Origin of the sequence: Pseudomonas sp. TE3-3-F2023 (assembly GCF_036784815.1) — a bacterium.
In the GTDB taxonomy this organism is placed as follows: Bacteria; Pseudomonadota; Gammaproteobacteria; order Pseudomonadales; family Pseudomonadaceae; genus Aquipseudomonas; species Aquipseudomonas pudica.
Map to the genome: position 1 here is coordinate 1,402,679 of NZ_CP145113.1, position 14,518 is coordinate 1,417,196.

The following is a 14,518-nucleotide window of genomic DNA, read 5'->3' on the forward strand; positions in this document are numbered from 1 at the left end:
TGGCTTGCTGGCGATAGGCTGCGCAGCAACTTTCATCATCGATGCCGCACCACTTTTCGCAAGCAATCCCCTGCCGCCAGCACCCGCCCATCCCGGGCCCGCACCTGCAGTGTTTCCAGCGCCTGCCCCGTATCGCCATCCACCAACTCCGAACGCAGCTCGCCCGCCTCGAACAGAAACCGCTCCCCCCACTGCCTCAAGCCAACCACCACCGGGAACACCGATCGTCCTTTTTCGGTCAGCACATACTCCTTGTAGGCACTGCCATCCGAAGCCGGCTGCAGCGTCAGCAGCCCGCTTTCCACCAGCCACTTCAAACGTGAGGCGAGGATGTTCTTCGCCAGCCCCAGGTTTTTCTGAAACTCACTGAAGCGCCGCAGGCCATCGAAGGCGTCGCGCAGGATCATCAGCGCCCAACGGTCTCCCAGCACCTCCAGGGCACGGGCGACGGGGCATTGCGTATTGTTTTCATCGAGCATGGATGGGGCCTTTCGCGTTCATCTGGTTGCAGATTAAAACTACATTTGCTAAATAGCCAGCATGTGGTTTCAATTCGAAACCAGATTGACGAGGCCGGCCCGATGAACCCTGCACTGACACGCTGGATAACCCTGCTGCTGGCCATCACCAGCGCCATGGCCGTGGCGACAGTGTATTTCGCCCAGCCCCTGCTGGAGTCGATGGCCGCTGACCTGGGCGTGGCGCAGCAGCGGATTGGTTGGGTAGTTGGCGCGACCCAGGCGGGCTATGTCCTGGGGTTGTTGCTGATCGTGCCGCTGGGGGACCTGATCGACCGTAAGCGGCTGTTACTCGGGCAGCTGCTGTTCTCGGCCCTGGCGCTGATTGGTGTAGGCATGGCGCCCAACTGGGCGCTAATGCTGTTGGCCCTTGTCATCACCGGGTTGATGGCGGTCATGGTGCAGGTGATGGTGGCGCATGCCGCGAGCCTTGCCGCCCCCGGCCAGCAAGGGCAGGCCGTGGGCACCGTCACCAGCGGCGTGGTGCTGGGCATTCTGCTGGCGCGGCTGGTCTCGGGCGGGCTTGCCGACCTGGCTGGCTGGCGCAGTGTGTACCTGGTTGCCGCGGGGCTGCTGATGCTGCTGGCCCTGGTGCTGTGGCGCAACCTGCCCACGGGGCAACCGGGGTCGCTGCGGTCTGGTTATCGGGCGCTGATCGTTGCTCAGTTCAGGCTGTACCGGCACGACCGGCTGCTGCGTCAGCGCGGGTTGTTCGGCGTGTTGATCTTCGCTGCGTTCAGCGTGCTCTGGAGTGCCATGGTCATGCCCCTGAGTGCCGAGCCACTGGCGCTGAGCCATACCGAGATCGGTCTGTTCGGCCTGGCGGGTGTTGCCGGCACGTTGGCGGCAGCGCGCGCCGGTCGCCTGGCCGACCAGGGGCTAGCGGAGCGCACCACCGGGGTAGCGCTGGTTCTGCTGGTGCTGTCCTGGCTGCCCACGGCCTTCGTCGGGCATTCACTGATGGCCTTCGGGGTGGGTGTGCTGATGTTGGACTTTGCCGTGCAGGCAGTGCATGTCACCAACCAGAGCCTGCTGCTGGCCGGGCGTGGCGCAATGGCCAGCCGGTTGATCGGCGCCTACATGTGCAGCTATTCGCTTGGCAGTGGAGTGGGGGCAGTGCTGGCGAGCTGGATGTATGCCCATTGGGGTTGGGCAGCGGTGTGTGGGCTTGGGATGGGCATCAGCGCGGTGGCGCTAGGGTATTGGCTATGGCTGCAGCGCGCAAGGGCGGCCGAAGCCGCCCTGCAGTGTTCAGGTCAGAACTTGTAGCCAAGGCCGACCATGTACACCCACGGGTCGACATCGACATCGACCTTGGTCTTGCTGTAGCCCAGTGCGCTCGGGCCGTTGACGCTGGCCTTGGTGTCGATGTCGACGTACCAGACCGATGCGTTGACCAGCAAGTTGTCGGTGATCATGTAGTCCATGCCCAGCTGGCCGGCGATGCCGACCGAGTCTTGCAGCTTCAGGTTGCTGAAGCCCTGCTGTTTGCGTGCACTACTGAGGTCTTCATCGAAGAACAGGGTGTAGTTGATGCCGACGCCGGCATACGGCTGGAACTTGGAAGTCGGTTCCATCGGGTAGTACTGCAACGACAGGGTCGGTGGCAATTGCTTGATGTCGGCCAGCTTGCCGTCCAGGCCGCCGCCCAGACCTTTGACGCCGACGGTGTGCTTGAACGGGGTGGCTGCCAGCAGCTCCAGGCCGATATGGTCGGTGAGCATATAGGCGAAGGTCAGGCCCAGTTGGGTGTCGCTGTCCAGAGTCGCCTTGGTGCCCGAGACTTTGTTGCCGTCGAATTTCAGGTCGCCGCTGCTTTCGTTGGGAGCGGTGGTAATGGCACCTGCGCGGACGATGATATCGCCTGCCTGGTGGGCGTGGGCGACAGGGGCAGCGAGCGCCAGGGCCGCGAGGGCGGCGCTGAGCAAGGACTTGTTCATGGAAGCTCCCAGAGGACGTGAGTAATCGAGTAGTCCAATGGTACGGATGCCGTTAAACAGAAAGTTTGACCCAGCTCAAAGAAGCGTCGTCACGAATTCGAAACAGTTCTCATCTCAGCTCATAAGCGTAGATTTTCTCGGCTTCCATCTGGTAACCGGCATCGGCCAGTTCGCTGCTGGAGGCTCTAACCTGCAGCTTTCCCTCTATCCAGTAAGGTTGGTAGAGGTCTTCTACGCGCACGCCCATTTCACTGAAAATGTGCACGATCTGGTTCGAGGGTGGTGGTGGCACGTGGATGCACGCGCCGTAATAGGGGACCAGCAGAAACTCCGTGGTGCGCCCTTCTTCGCTCACTTCCAGCGGCACGATGTAGCCGGGCAGCTTGATCTGCTGGCCGTCGAGGCTTTTTACCACCGGGGCGTCGGGTGCCTGCTGGCGCGCCGGTGGTGCGGACTCGGCGGACAGGGCGTTGCTGAGCTGCGACATGTCGTGCAGCGGCGCAAGTTGGGGCGGGATGATCGGGGCGCCTTCGGGGATGAGAGCGGGCCAGTCCAGTTCGCGTGGTTCCGAGGCCCAGGTGGGCGATGCCAGCGAAAGCAGCATGACCAGGAGTAGCCGTATTGCCTGTACTGACCTCTTCGCGGGTGAACCCGCTCCCACAGAACCCGCTCCCACAGGTCCTGCGCAGGCTTTGAAGCTTGTGGTAGGCCTCGTGGGAGCGGGTTCACCCGCGAAGAAGGCCGTGAGGTACTGGATCATTGCACGCACTCAGAGGTGAATGGACAGGCCATCGGCCAACGACTGGCGATAGGCCCGCCACGCCGGCACGCTGCCCATCAGCAGCGCAGCTCCTTGGATGATAGCCAGCAACGTCCATTCATGAACACTCGGCATGGCCAGCGGCAAGTACAAACCATAGTTGGCTTGCACATACCCCTGTGCCAGGGCGATTCCCGCATACAGCAAGCCAAGCCCGGCTGCGATCCCGACCGCCGCCAGCGACAGTGCCTCCAGCACCAGCAGCCCTGCGATATGCCACGGCCTGGCGCCAACCGAGCGCAATATCGCCATCTCCCTGCGGCGTTCATTGAGGCTGGTGAGAATCGCCGTAAGCATGCCGATCAGGCCGGTCAGCACCACGAACAGCGACACCACGAACAACGCCTGCTCCGCAGTGCCCATCAGGCTCCACAGTTCCTGCAGGGCTACGCCGGGCAGGATCGCCAGCAATGGCTCGCTGCGGTATTCATTGATCTCCCGCTGAAGGCTGAATGTCGCGATCTTGCTGTTCAGGCCGAGCATGAACGCAGTGATGGCGGCAGGCTGCAGATCCATGGTCCGTGCCTGCTCGGCGCTGATGCGCCCGGCGCCACGGGCCGGTACACCGTTGTGCCAGTCGATGTGGATGGCCTCCATGCCGCCCAGGCTGATATGCAGTGTGCGGTCGACCGGTGTGCCGGTGCGCTTGAGCACACCGACCACGGTAAATGGCTTGTCGTCATGCTTGACCAGGCTGATCGCGGCGACTCCATGTGCCAGCACCAGCTTGTCGCCTAGCTTGTAGTGCAACGCCTCGGCCACTTCGGCACCCAGCACCACCTCGAACGGATCATCGGCAAACGCGCGGCCCTGGTTCAATTCCAGGTGCTGGCGGCGGCCGTACTGGTAATGGTTGAAGTAGTCGCCTGTAGTACCCATCACCCGATAACCGCGGTGCGAGTCGCCCAGCGAGATGGGAATGGCCCATTTCACCCGCGGGTCCTTCGCGTAATGCTCATAGCTGTCCCAACGGATGTTGTTGGTGGCGTTGCCGATGCGGAACACCGAGTACAGCAGCAGGTTTACCGAGCCGGAGCGGGCGCCGACGATCAGGTCGGTACCGCTGATGGTGCTGGCGAAGCTGGCTCGGGCCTCGGTACGGACCCGTTCAACGGCCAGCAGCAGGCACACCGACAGGGCAATGGCAAAGGCGGTGAGGAATGCGGTGAAGCGGCGGTTGGCCAGGCTGGCCAGGGCAAGGCGGAGCAGGTACATCAGGCCTCCCGGGGCTTGGCGGCACGGTTGAGTTCGGCCAGCGACAGATGGCGGTCGAACAGCGGTGCCAGGCTCTGGTCGTGGCTGACGAACAGCAGGCTGGCACCGGCGGCGCGGCATTCACCGAACAGCAGGTGGATGAACGCTTCGCGGGTGTCGGCATCCAGCGCCGAGGTCGGTTCGTCGGCGATCACCAGTTCGGGTTGGCCGATCAGTGCGCGGGCGGCGGCAACCCGTTGCTGCTGGCCGATCGACAGGCTGTCGGCGCGGCGGGCGAGCAGGGCGGGGTCGTCCAGGCCCAGGTGGGCCAGCAGCGTGATGGCTGCCTGGTCGACACTGCCATGGCGCTGCTCGGCGCGGGCCTTGCGGCTGCGCGAGAAGCGGCAAGGCAGCTCGACGTTTTCGCGCACCGAGAGGAACGGTAGCAGGTTGAATTGCTGGAAGATGTAACCGGTGTGGTCGACCCGGAAGCGGTCTCGGGCGCCTTGGCCCAGGCGGCCGAGGTCCTGGCCCAGCAACTGGATGCGGCCCTGGCCCGGCACGTTCACCCCGCCCAGCAGGCCCAGCAATGTGGTCTTGCCACTGCCGCTGGGGCCCTTGAGAAACAGGGCTTCGCCAGCCTCCAGGCGGAATGCCGGAATATCCAGCAGCGCCGGCTGGCCAGGCCAGGCAAACACCAAATCATGCAGTTCGATCAACGGCTGGCGCATTCAGAACGCGACCGCAGCCTTGGCCGGCGTGGTTTCCACGCCTTTCTGGCCATTGGGGCCAATCAGTTGAACGTTGATCTTCTGGGTGGCCGGGAAGGCCTTGAACAGCGGAGCGAGGTCCACCTGTGTCAATTTGTCGGGGTTGGCGCAGGTCAGCTGGTAATGGGCGCCGATGTCGCTGTGCTGGTGCTCGTGCTCGTGCTCGTCACCATCGTCGGCTTTCGGGGCATCACCGAACAGCGGGCTTTCCAGTTCCTGCTGGTCTTCCTTGCAGCCAGCGGCAGCAGGCAGGCCGAACAGCTTCAACGGTTGCTCCAGTTGCTGGCGCACCGCCGCGACCTTGGCCTTGTCGGCGTCGCTGTTGGCGGCGTGTTCGAAGCCGACCAGGTTCATTGCCGGGCTGTCCAGCTCCAGCTCAAGCGTGTTGCCATCGAGCACGGCGTTGAGCCTGGCCACGCCATGCTCGTGGGCGCCGAGGGTGCCATGGGCGTGGTCGTGATCATGGTCATCATCGTGGGCATGGGCCACGGCCAGGGGCAGCAGGGCGAAGGGCAGGGCGAGCAACAGGCGACGCATGGACGACTCCGGAGCGGGCGGGAAGATTGGGTTATGTTATAACAACTTTTCCGCATGCTGCCAGCCTGCGTGGCGCAGGTTTCATGTTGGGGTAGGATGGTGGCATTGACTTGGGTTCAGAGAATGCAGCATGAGAATTCGTGGACAGATTGGTGACTGGCCTGTGGATCTGACCATCGAGCTGGCGCCGGAAGAGTGGGCGCAACTGGGGCGGCAGATTGAATTGCCTGCGGTGACGCAGAATGCAGCAACGGAAACCGTTGCGACAACTCGTCAGGATGACGGGCAATGGATTGCGGCACGTGAGGTGTTGCGTCTGGCAGGGCAGATGAGCGGGCCGGAGTTGCTGGATCGGCTGGAAGGGCTGGCGGGGAGTACGGCGGCGGGCAAGCGGCTGCTGGTGCGCTTGCGGCATTGCAGCGAGGTGAAAGTGGAAAGTGGCGTGGACGCGCCGGTGTATCACTGGGTTGGGTGAAGGCCCTCAGGATTTAGGGGCTGTTTTGCAGCTCATTCGCAGCACAAGGCTGCTCCTACAGGGACCGCGCAACACGTGGCGGCCACGTGATCTCTGTGGGAGCAGCCTTGTGCTGTGAATGGGCCGCAAAGCGGCCCCGGCATTCTCAGAACATCGCCGCCGACAACTTGCGACGATACACGCCGACCAGCGGGTGATCACCGCCCAGCAACTCGAACACTTGCAGCAACGCTTTCTGCGGCAGCCCGTTCTCATAGCCACGGTTACGCTGGAACAGCTTCAGCAACCCTTCCAGCGCCGCTTCATACTGCTGGCGCGCCAGCTGCTGGATGCTCAGCTGATAGGCCGCCTCGTCATCCTGCGGGTTCTGCGCCAGGCGGCTTTTCAGGTCGGCCACTTCCGGCAGGCTGGCGGCCTGGCGCAGGAACGTCAGTTGGGCCCTGGCGCCGGCCAGCGCAGCCTTGTGCTCGTCAGTCTTGACCGCATCAAGCACCACCTGGGCTTCACCCAGCTCCCCGCGCTCGGCCAGGCAACGGGCATACAGGATCAGCGCCTCGGCATTGCTGTTATCCTCACCCAGCAGTGCTTGCAACAGTGCTTCGGCCTCGGCAAAACGGCTTTCGGCAAACAGCCCCTTGGCCTGCTCCAGCGGCGATGCGCTGGGTGCAGCGGGCAGTTGCACGTGTGGCTCGAGCATGGCACGGATCGCCGATTCCGGCTGTGCACCGGCAAAACCGTCCACCGGTTGGCCGTCCTTGAACAGCACCACGGTCGGCAGGCTGCGGATGCCGAACTGGGCAACCACCTGTTGCTCCACGTCACAGTTGATCTTGGCCAGCAGCAGCTCGCCCTGGTAACCCTCGGCGATCTTCGCCAGCAGCGGCATCAGTGCCTTGCACGGCGCGCACCACTCGGCCCAGAAGTCCACCAGCACCGGTTTGTGGAATGAGTTCTCGATAACCAACTGCTGGAAGGTGGCATCGGTAGCGTCGAAAATGTAAGGCGTGTCTTGGGTCATCGCGACTCTCGCAAACTCGTGAATGACACCACTATAAGGTGTCGCGGCTGGCATGGTACAGGCTGACCCGGCGGAATTCGTGCGGCTCGGCCAGGTCCGGCAGGGTCAGCGCTTCCAGCACGCCCAACTGTTGGTACAGCGGGTGGCTGAAGTCGCGTACCCGCGAGTCGGCCACCAGCGCTTGACGCCCGCGGCCGAGGAAGGCATCCAGCAGCGGCAGGTTGGCGCGGTCGTACAGCACGTCGGCAACCAGGATAAGGTCGAAGCGATCGTCCTCGGCGAAGAAATCGCTGCTGTAACCCAGTTCAACCCCATTCAGCGCGGCATTCGCGCGGCAGGCATCAAGTGCCAGCGGGTCGAGGTCGCAGGCCACCACTTCCAGCGCACCGGCGCGGGCGGCGGCAATGCCGGCGATACCGGAGCCGGCGCCAAAGTCCAGCACGCGCTTGCCGGCTACCCATTCCGGGTGCTCGGCCAGGTAACGGGCCATGGCCAGGCCGCTGGCCCAACAGAAGCTCCAATAGGGAGGCTCTTCAAGAATGCGCCGGGTCTCTTCGCTGCTGAAGGCGCGGTCCATGTTCTGGTCGTCGATCAGCCACAGCTTGAGGTCGCAGCCGGGCAGCTCGCTGATGACAAGACGCGCTTCGCCGATCAGGCCGCTGAGTGCCTGTTGCAGGGGCTGTTGCAGAGAGACAGGCGCCACTTATGGCGCCTTCTCGAAACGCAGCGGGCCGGTGGCCTGGGTCTGGGCCTGGGTAATGCGCACCGGCGGCAGGTGCATGATCAGCTGGCCAGAGCTGCTGGCGCGACCGCGCAGCTCGACCCGAGCACCGGCGGGGAAAGCCTCTGGGTTGAAGCGCAATTGGTAGGGCAGGGCCTGGCCGGTGCCGGTCAGGTTGCTGCTGGCCAGCAGGCGTTGTGGGCGGTCGCGTTCGTCGATGACCAGCAAGGCCAGCTCCACATCGGCTCCAGCGGGGATTTCCAGCAAGGTGCCGCTCAGCTCGCGCTGGTAGGCCGGCAGCGGGCCAAGTACTGCGGCCGGCTTGGCCGTGCGGGCTGGCGTGGGCGCCGGAGGGGTGTCGGGCTTCGGCCTGTCGCTGCCGCAGGCGGCGAGCAGGGCGGCGCAGCACAGCACGACGAGCGCTCGGTAATGCATGGGGTAGTCCTTCACGGGCAGATTTGCCATGGATGTTAACCCCTTTGGCTTGTCTTGCCAGTGGGATGCGCTACCATGGCCCTCCCTTTTTTTGTTGCCTGCCACCATGCACTGTCCCTTTTGCGGTGCCAACGACACCAAGGTCATCGACTCTCGCCTCGTCGCCGAAGGCGAGCAGGTGCGCCGTCGCCGCGAATGCGTCGCCTGCGGCGAGCGCTTCACCACCTTCGAAACCGCCGAGCTGGTGCTGCCCCGGCTGATCAAGCAGGATGGCACGCGCCAACCCTTCGACGAAGAAAAACTTCGCGCCGGCATGCAGCGGGCACTGGAAAAGCGCCCGGTCAGCGTCGAGCGCCTGGAAGCTGCGTTGGCGCATATCAAGAGCCGCCTGCGGGCCACCGGCGAGCGTGAAGTCAAATCACTGGTGGTGGGTGAAATGGTCATGGCCGAACTGCGCAAGCTCGACGAAGTGGCCTATATCCGCTTTGCCTCGGTTTACCGCCGCTTCCAGGACCTCGACGAGTTCCGCGAAGAAATCGACCGCCTGGCTCGAGAGCCGGCTAAAGAGTGACCATGCCCAGCCAAGCTGCCACCCTCGACGCCCACTACATGGCCCGCGCGCTGGAGCTGGCGCGCAAGGGCCTGTATACCACCCACCCGAACCCGCGCGTAGGCTGCGTGATCGTGCGCGATGGCGAGGTGGTCGGCGAAGGCTGGCATGTGCGCGCCGGCGAGCCGCATGCCGAAGTGCATGCCCTGCGCCAGGCCGGTGAGCGTGCCCGTGGCGCCTGTGCCTATGTCACCCTCGAGCCGTGCAGCCACCATGGCCGCACGCCGCCGTGCGCCGAAGCACTGGTCAAGGCCGGCGTGGCACGGGTGGTGGCCGCCATGCAGGACCCCAACCCGCAAGTGGCGGGGCAGGGCCTGCGGCGCCTGGCTGAGGCTGGTATCGAAGTGGCCAGCGGCGTACTCGAGGCCGAGGCCCGTGCGCTCAATCCCGGTTTCCTCAAACGCATGGAGCATGGCCTGCCATTCGTTCGCGCCAAGCTGGCCATGAGCCTGGATGGCCGCACCGCCATGGCCAGTGGCGAAAGCCAGTGGATCACCGGGCCGGCCGCCCGCTCGGCGGTGCAGCGTCTGCGCGCCCGTTCCAGCGTGGTGCTGACCAGCGCCGCCAGCGTGTTGGCTGATAACGCGCGGATGACCGTGCGCGGCGCAGAGCTGGGCCTGGATGCCGAAACCACCGCCCTGGCACTCAGCCGCACGCCGCTGCGCGTGCTGGTCGATGGCCGCCTGCGCCTGCCGCTGGATGCGCCGTTCTTCCAGGCTGGCCCGGCACTGGTGGTGACCGCTGTCGCAGATGACCCGCGCTATGCCGCTGCCGGCCACGAACTGCTCAGCCTGCCGGGTGACAATGGCCAGGTAGACCTGCCGTCGTTGCTGCAGGCCCTGGCAGCCCGCAGCGTCAACGAAATCCTGCTGGAAGCCGGTGCCGGCCTGGTCGGCGCCTTCGCCCGGCAAGGCCTGATCGACGAGTACCAGCTGTTCGTCGCCGGCACTTTTCTCGGTTCCCAGGCCCGCCCGCTGCTGGACTGGCCACTGGAGAGGATGAGCGAAGCGCCGCGGCTGAAAATTACCGAAATGCGCGCAGTGGGCGATGACTGGCGGGTCACGGCCATCCCCCTGCCGGTACCCGGCGTATAATGCCCGGCTTGCCCCGCGCAAACCGTTTTTGAGGAAGACCCCATGTTCACCGGCATCATCGAATCCATCGGCACCATCCGCAGCCTGACCCCCAAGGGTGGCGACGTGCGCGTCTACGTCGAAACCGGCAAGCTCGACCTGGGTGACGTCAAGCTCGGCGACAGCATCGCCGTCAACGGCGTGTGCCTGACCGCCGTCGAACTGCCGGGCGACGGCTTCTGGGCCGACGTCAGTGTCGAAACCCTCAAGCGCACCGCCTTCATCGACCTCAAGAGCGGTAGCAAGGTCAATCTGGAAAAAGCCCTGACCCCCACCACCCGGCTGGGCGGGCACCTGGTCAGCGGCCACGTCGACGGGGTCGGCGAAATCATCTCGCGCAGCGATAACGCCCGCGCCATCCAGTTCCGCGTGCGTGCACCGAAGGAACTGGCCAAGTACATCGCCCACAAGGGTTCGATCACCGTCGATGGCACCAGCCTGACGGTCAACGAGGTCAATGGCGCCGAGTTCGAGCTGACCATTGTCCCGCACACCCTGTCCGAAACCATCATGGCCGACTACCGTGCAGGGCGTCGGGTAAACCTTGAGGTCGACCTGCTGGCCCGTTACCTGGAGCGTCTGCTGCTGGGTGACAAGGCCGCCGAACCGAGCAAGGGCAGTGGCATTACCGAAAGCTTCCTGGCCGCCAACGGCTTCTTGAAATCCTGATTGAGAAGGGGGTGCCGCGTGGCGCTCAACAGCATCGAAGAACTGGTCGAAGACATCCGCCAGGGCAAAATGGTCATCCTCATGGATGACGAAGACCGCGAAAACGAAGGCGACATCATCATGGCAGCCGAGTGCTGCCTGCCCGAGCACATCAACTTCATGGCCAAGCACGCCCGTGGCCTGATCTGCATGCCGATGACCCGGGAGCGTTGCGAAACGCTGAAGCTGCCGCTGATGGCGCCGCGCAACGGCTCGGGCTTCGGCACCAAGTTCACCGTGTCGATCGAAGCCGCCGAAGGTGTCACCACCGGCATCTCCGCCGCTGACCGCGCACGCACCGTGCAGGCGGCCGCTGCCAAGGACGCCAAGGCCGAAGACATTGTCAGCCCTGGCCACATCTTCCCGCTGATGGCCCAGCCAGGCGGTACCCTGGCCCGTGCCGGCCACACCGAGGCCGCGTGCGACCTGGCGCGCATGGCCGGTTTCGAGCCGAGCGGCGTGATCTGCGAAGTGATGAACGACGACGGCACCATGTCGCGCCGCGCCGAGCTGGAAGTGTTCGCCGCCGAGCACGGCCTGAAGATCGGCACCATCGCCGACCTGATCCACTACCGCATGATCCACGAGCGCACCGTGCAGCGCGTCTCCGAGCAACCGGTGGAGAGCGAGCTGGGCGAGTTCAACCTGGTCACCTACCGCGACGCGGTGGAAGGCGACGTGCACATGGCCCTGACCCTGGGCAAGATCTGCGCCGAAGAGCCGACCCTGGTGCGCGTGCACAACATGGACCCACTGCGCGACCTGCTGCTGGTCAAGCAACCGGGCCGCTGGAGCCTGCGCGCCGCCATGGCCGCCGTGGCCGAGGCCGGCAGCGGCGTGGTATTGCTGCTGGGCCACCCGCTGGACGGCGACGTGCTGCTTGCGCACATCCGCGAAAGCGCCGGCGATGCACCTGCCAAGGCACCGACCACCTACAGCACCGTGGGTGCCGGTTCGCAGATACTGCGAGACCTTGGTGTGCGCAAGATGCGTCTGATGAGTTCGCCGATGAAGTTCAACGCGATATCCGGATTCGATCTGGAAGTTGTAGAATACGTGCCCTCCGAGTGACTTGAGGCGGCAGTGACGCCCTCCAGCTCGAGTCCATACCCCTGTCGAGGCCGCCAGCATGCGGCCTCGCTCTTGAAGATGAGAATATCGGAATGACCCTGAAGACCATCGAAGGTACCTTCATCGCCCCCAAAGGTCGCTATGCTTTGGTGGTTGGCCGCTTCAACAGCTTCGTCGTCGAAAGCCTGGTAAGCGGTGCCGTTGATGCCCTGGTACGCCACGGTGTCAGCGAAAGCGACATCACCATCATCCGTGCCCCGGGTGCGTTCGAAATCCCGCTGGTGGCACAGAAGGTCGCCCAGCAAGGCGCCTACGACGCGATCATCGCCCTGGGCGCCGTGATCCGTGGTGGTACCCCGCACTTCGAATACGTGGCGGGCGAATGCACCAAGGGCCTGGCCCAGGTGTCCATGGAGTTCGGTGTTCCGGTGGCCTTCGGCGTACTGACCGTCGACTCCATCGAACAGGCCATCGAGCGTTCCGGCACCAAGGCCGGCAACAAAGGTGCTGAAGCTGCCCTGTCCGCTCTGGAAATGGTCAGCCTGCTGGCGCAGTTGGAGGCCAAGTGATTAGCGACGAAAGCGATCGTTTCAACCCGCGCGATCCAAAACCTGCGGATGCCGGCAAGCCATCGAAGAGCGCCAAGCGCCGCGAAGCCCGCAAGCTCGCGACCCAGGCACTGTACCAGTGGCACATGGCGCAGCATTCGCTGAACGAGATCGAAGCGCAGTTCCGGGTCGATAACGATTTCACCGATGTCGACGGTGCCTATTTCCGCGAGATCCTGCATGGGGTCCCGGCAATCAAGGGCGAAATCGACAAAGCGTTGGTGCCGTGCATGACCATCGCACTGGAAGAGCTCGACCCGGTCGAGCTGGCCGTGCTGCGCCTGTCCACCTGGGAACTGATCAAGCGCGTTGACGTGCCGTACCGCGTCGTGATCAACGAAGGCGTGGAACTGGCCAAGGTCTTCGGCGCCACCGACGGCCACAAGTTCGTCAACGGCGTGCTGGACAAGCTCGCCCCGGCCCTGCGCGAAGCAGAAGTCAAGGCGAACAAGCGCTGATCCTGGCGCTTGCGAACCATGGGTGAGTTCGAGCTGATCAGCCACTACTTCGCCGCCGCGCCCTGTGCGCAAGGCGGTGAAGGTGTGGCCCTGGGCATCGGCGACGACTGCGCCCTGCTGAGCTTACCCGCTGGTGAGCAACTGGCGGTGTCTACCGACACCCTGGTCGCCGGGGTGCATTTCCCGGCGGTGTGCGACCCCTGGTTGCTCGGCCAGCGCTCGTTGGCCGTGGCGGCCAGCGACCTGGCGGCCATGGGCGCCACCCCCATCGGTTTCACCCTTGCCCTGACCTTGCCCGAGGTCAGCACTGACTGGCTGCAAGCCTATGCCAGCGGCCTCGACCGCATGGCCGGTCACTGTCAGCTGAGCCTGATTGGTGGCGATACCACCCGTGGCCCTCTGAGCATCACCATGACCGTATTCGGCCGGGTTCCGGCGGGGCAGGCGTTACGCCGTGGCGGCGCTCGCCCGGGCGACTTGTTGTGTGTGGGCGGTGAGCTGGGCAATGCGGCGGGTGCCTTGCCGCTGGTGCTGGGCCAGCGCCAGGCTGATGCTGCGCTGGTGCAACCGTTGCTCGACCATTACTGGTCGCCGTCGCCGCAGTTCGCCCTGGGCCAGCTGCTGCGCGGGCGTGCCACTTCGGCGCTGGATGTTTCCGACGGCCTGCTGGCCGACTGCGGGCATATCGCCAAGGCCTCCCGTGTGGCGCTCGAGGTGAACCTGGAGCAGGTACCGGTGTCAGCCGCTCTGCAGGGGTTACTCGGTGCCGAGGCTGCCGTGCAGGCGGCGCTGACCGGTGGCGACGACTACGTGCTGGCGTTCACCTTGCCGCCATCCGAGCTTTCATCCCTGCAGGCACAAGGCCTGGCGGCGTTCCATGTCATCGGGCGGGTGCTCGAAGGGCAGGGTGTCAGCCTGCGCGACCGGCAGGGCCAGGACATCACCCCGCGGCAACGCGGTTATCAACATTTTAGGGAGACACCGTGACCGATCACCCCAACCAGGTGCCTGCGGAGTTCGTTCCGCCTTCGGTCTGGCGCAACCCGTGGCACTTCATCGCCTTTGGTTTCGGTTCCGGCACCTTGCCCAAGGCACCGGGCACCTGGGGCTCGCTGGTGGCCATTCCGTTCATCCCGCTGTGGCAGATGCTTCCCGACTGGGGCTATTGGCTGTTGCTGGGCGTGAGCATGCTGTTCGGCTTCTGGCTTTGCGGCAAGGTCGCCAATGACTTGCGCGTGCACGACCATGAAGGCATTGTCTGGGACGAGATCGTCGGCATGTGGATAACCCTCTGGCTGGTGCCGGAAGGCTGGCAGTGGCTGCTGGCGGGGTTCCTGATGTTCCGCTTCTTCGACATCCTCAAGCCGTGGCCGATCCGCTGGGTCGACCGCCATGTGCATGGGGGCGTCGGGATCATGCTCGACGATATCCTGGCTGGGGTGTTTGCCTGGCTGGGGATGCAGGTTCTGGTTTGGACGGTTGCCTGATACAGGGAGCGTGTG

Annotated in this window: 19 protein-coding genes; 10 read left to right on the forward strand and 9 right to left on the reverse strand. The window is 64.6% G+C overall.

Features of this window, described 5'->3' with window-relative positions; genetic code table 11:
• Positions 1-35: 35 nt before the first annotated feature.
• Positions 36-479 carry a helix-turn-helix domain-containing protein gene (locus tag V3314_RS06330; protein WP_046615942.1) on the reverse strand — a complete coding sequence of 148 codons (444 nt, stop codon included), beginning with the start codon at positions 477-479 and terminating at the stop codon, positions 36-38.
• Positions 480-581: 102 nt separating this feature from the next.
• On the opposite strand from V3314_RS06330, the gene V3314_RS06335 reads away from it, so the two are divergent.
• Positions 582-1,787 carry an MFS transporter gene (locus V3314_RS06335; protein ID WP_046615943.1) on the forward strand — a complete coding sequence of 402 codons (1,206 nt, stop codon included), beginning with the start codon at positions 582-584 and terminating at the stop codon, positions 1,785-1,787.
• Here the strand turns inward: V3314_RS06335 and V3314_RS06340 are convergent.
• From V3314_RS06340 to V3314_RS06360, 5 genes are all read right to left on the reverse strand, one after another.
• The gene (locus tag V3314_RS06340; protein ID WP_046615944.1) at positions 1,775-2,458 is read right to left on the reverse strand and encodes an OmpW family outer membrane protein; all 684 of its coding nucleotides are present in this window, start codon (positions 2,456-2,458) and stop codon (positions 1,775-1,777) included. The genes V3314_RS06335 and V3314_RS06340 overlap by 13 nt on opposite strands.
• A 109-nt stretch (positions 2,459-2,567) precedes the next feature.
• A complete protein-coding gene (locus tag V3314_RS06345; RefSeq protein ID WP_046615998.1) occupies positions 2,568-3,080 on the reverse strand; it encodes a DUF3299 domain-containing protein in 513 nt (170 codons plus the stop codon).
• A 147-nt stretch (positions 3,081-3,227) separates the two neighbouring features.
• Positions 3,228-4,493 (reverse strand): ABC transporter permease, encoded by a 1,266-nt coding sequence (locus V3314_RS06350; protein ID WP_046615945.1) that lies wholly within the window; start codon positions 4,491-4,493, stop codon positions 3,228-3,230.
• The gene (locus tag V3314_RS06355; RefSeq protein ID WP_046615946.1) at positions 4,493-5,203 is read right to left on the reverse strand and encodes an ABC transporter ATP-binding protein; all 711 of its coding nucleotides are present in this window, start codon (positions 5,201-5,203) and stop codon (positions 4,493-4,495) included. The genes V3314_RS06350 and V3314_RS06355 overlap by 1 nt, the downstream gene beginning before the upstream one ends.
• A complete protein-coding gene (locus V3314_RS06360; protein WP_085601408.1) occupies positions 5,204-5,779 on the reverse strand; it encodes a DUF2796 domain-containing protein in 576 nt (191 codons plus the stop codon). It abuts the gene before it with no gap.
• Between the two features lie 130 nt (positions 5,780-5,909).
• Between V3314_RS06360 and V3314_RS06365 the strand changes: the two genes are divergently transcribed.
• Positions 5,910-6,254, forward strand: a complete 345-nt coding sequence (locus V3314_RS06365; protein WP_284386224.1) for a hypothetical protein — start codon at positions 5,910-5,912, stop codon at positions 6,252-6,254.
• 145 nt (positions 6,255-6,399) lie between these two features.
• Here the strand turns inward: V3314_RS06365 and trxA are convergent, their stop codons facing one another.
• Genes trxA through V3314_RS06380 form a run of 3 tightly spaced genes read right to left on the reverse strand, consistent with a single transcriptional unit; the run spans position 6,400 to position 8,428 of the window.
• Positions 6,400-7,272 carry a thioredoxin gene (gene trxA, locus V3314_RS06370; RefSeq protein WP_046615949.1) on the reverse strand — a complete coding sequence of 291 codons (873 nt, stop codon included), beginning with the start codon at positions 7,270-7,272 and terminating at the stop codon, positions 6,400-6,402.
• Between the two features lie 31 nt (positions 7,273-7,303).
• Complete coding sequence (locus tag V3314_RS06375; RefSeq protein ID WP_108481571.1) at positions 7,304-7,975, reverse strand: 50S ribosomal protein L11 methyltransferase; 672 nt, start codon at positions 7,973-7,975, stop codon at positions 7,304-7,306.
• Positions 7,976-8,428, reverse strand: a complete 453-nt coding sequence (locus V3314_RS06380; protein WP_039614618.1) for a YbaY family lipoprotein — start codon at positions 8,426-8,428, stop codon at positions 7,976-7,978.
• 106 nt (positions 8,429-8,534) lie between these two features.
• Here V3314_RS06380 and nrdR point away from each other — a divergent pair, with 106 nt between their 5' ends.
• The 8 genes from nrdR to V3314_RS06420 all read left to right on the forward strand — a co-directional run bounded on the left by nrdR (position 8,535) and on the right by V3314_RS06420 (position 14,503).
• Complete coding sequence (nrdR, locus tag V3314_RS06385) at positions 8,535-8,999, forward strand: transcriptional regulator NrdR (protein ID WP_003255402.1); 465 nt, start codon at positions 8,535-8,537, stop codon at positions 8,997-8,999.
• Between the two features lie 2 nt (positions 9,000-9,001).
• Entirely contained in the window at positions 9,002-10,132 is a 1,131-nt protein-coding gene (ribD, locus tag V3314_RS06390; protein WP_085601412.1) for a bifunctional diaminohydroxyphosphoribosylaminopyrimidine deaminase/5-amino-6-(5-phosphoribosylamino)uracil reductase RibD, read from the forward strand.
• Positions 10,133-10,174: 42 nt separating this feature from the next.
• Positions 10,175-10,840: a riboflavin synthase gene (locus V3314_RS06395; protein ID WP_003255399.1), complete on the forward strand. Its 666-nt coding sequence runs from the start codon at positions 10,175-10,177 to the stop codon at positions 10,838-10,840.
• An 18-nt stretch (positions 10,841-10,858) separates the two neighbouring features.
• Complete coding sequence (ribBA, locus tag V3314_RS06400) at positions 10,859-11,950, forward strand: bifunctional 3,4-dihydroxy-2-butanone-4-phosphate synthase/GTP cyclohydrolase II (protein ID WP_016484697.1); 1,092 nt, start codon at positions 10,859-10,861, stop codon at positions 11,948-11,950.
• Between the two features lie 92 nt (positions 11,951-12,042).
• Positions 12,043-12,519, forward strand: a complete 477-nt coding sequence (ribE, locus tag V3314_RS06405) for a 6,7-dimethyl-8-ribityllumazine synthase (RefSeq protein WP_003255395.1) — start codon at positions 12,043-12,045, stop codon at positions 12,517-12,519.
• A complete protein-coding gene (gene nusB, locus V3314_RS06410; RefSeq protein WP_003255393.1) occupies positions 12,516-13,016 on the forward strand; it encodes a transcription antitermination factor NusB in 501 nt (166 codons plus the stop codon). Before ribE ends, nusB begins: the two co-directional genes overlap by 4 nt.
• Before the next feature lie 18 nt (positions 13,017-13,034).
• Positions 13,035-14,003, forward strand: coding sequence for a thiamine-phosphate kinase (thiL, locus tag V3314_RS06415; RefSeq protein WP_046615955.1), 969 nt, complete (start codon positions 13,035-13,037; stop codon positions 14,001-14,003).
• Positions 14,000-14,503, forward strand: coding sequence for a phosphatidylglycerophosphatase A (locus tag V3314_RS06420; protein WP_338460034.1), 504 nt, complete (start codon positions 14,000-14,002; stop codon positions 14,501-14,503). The genes thiL and V3314_RS06420 overlap by 4 nt, the downstream gene beginning before the upstream one ends.
• Positions 14,504-14,518: the final 15 nt, after the last annotated feature.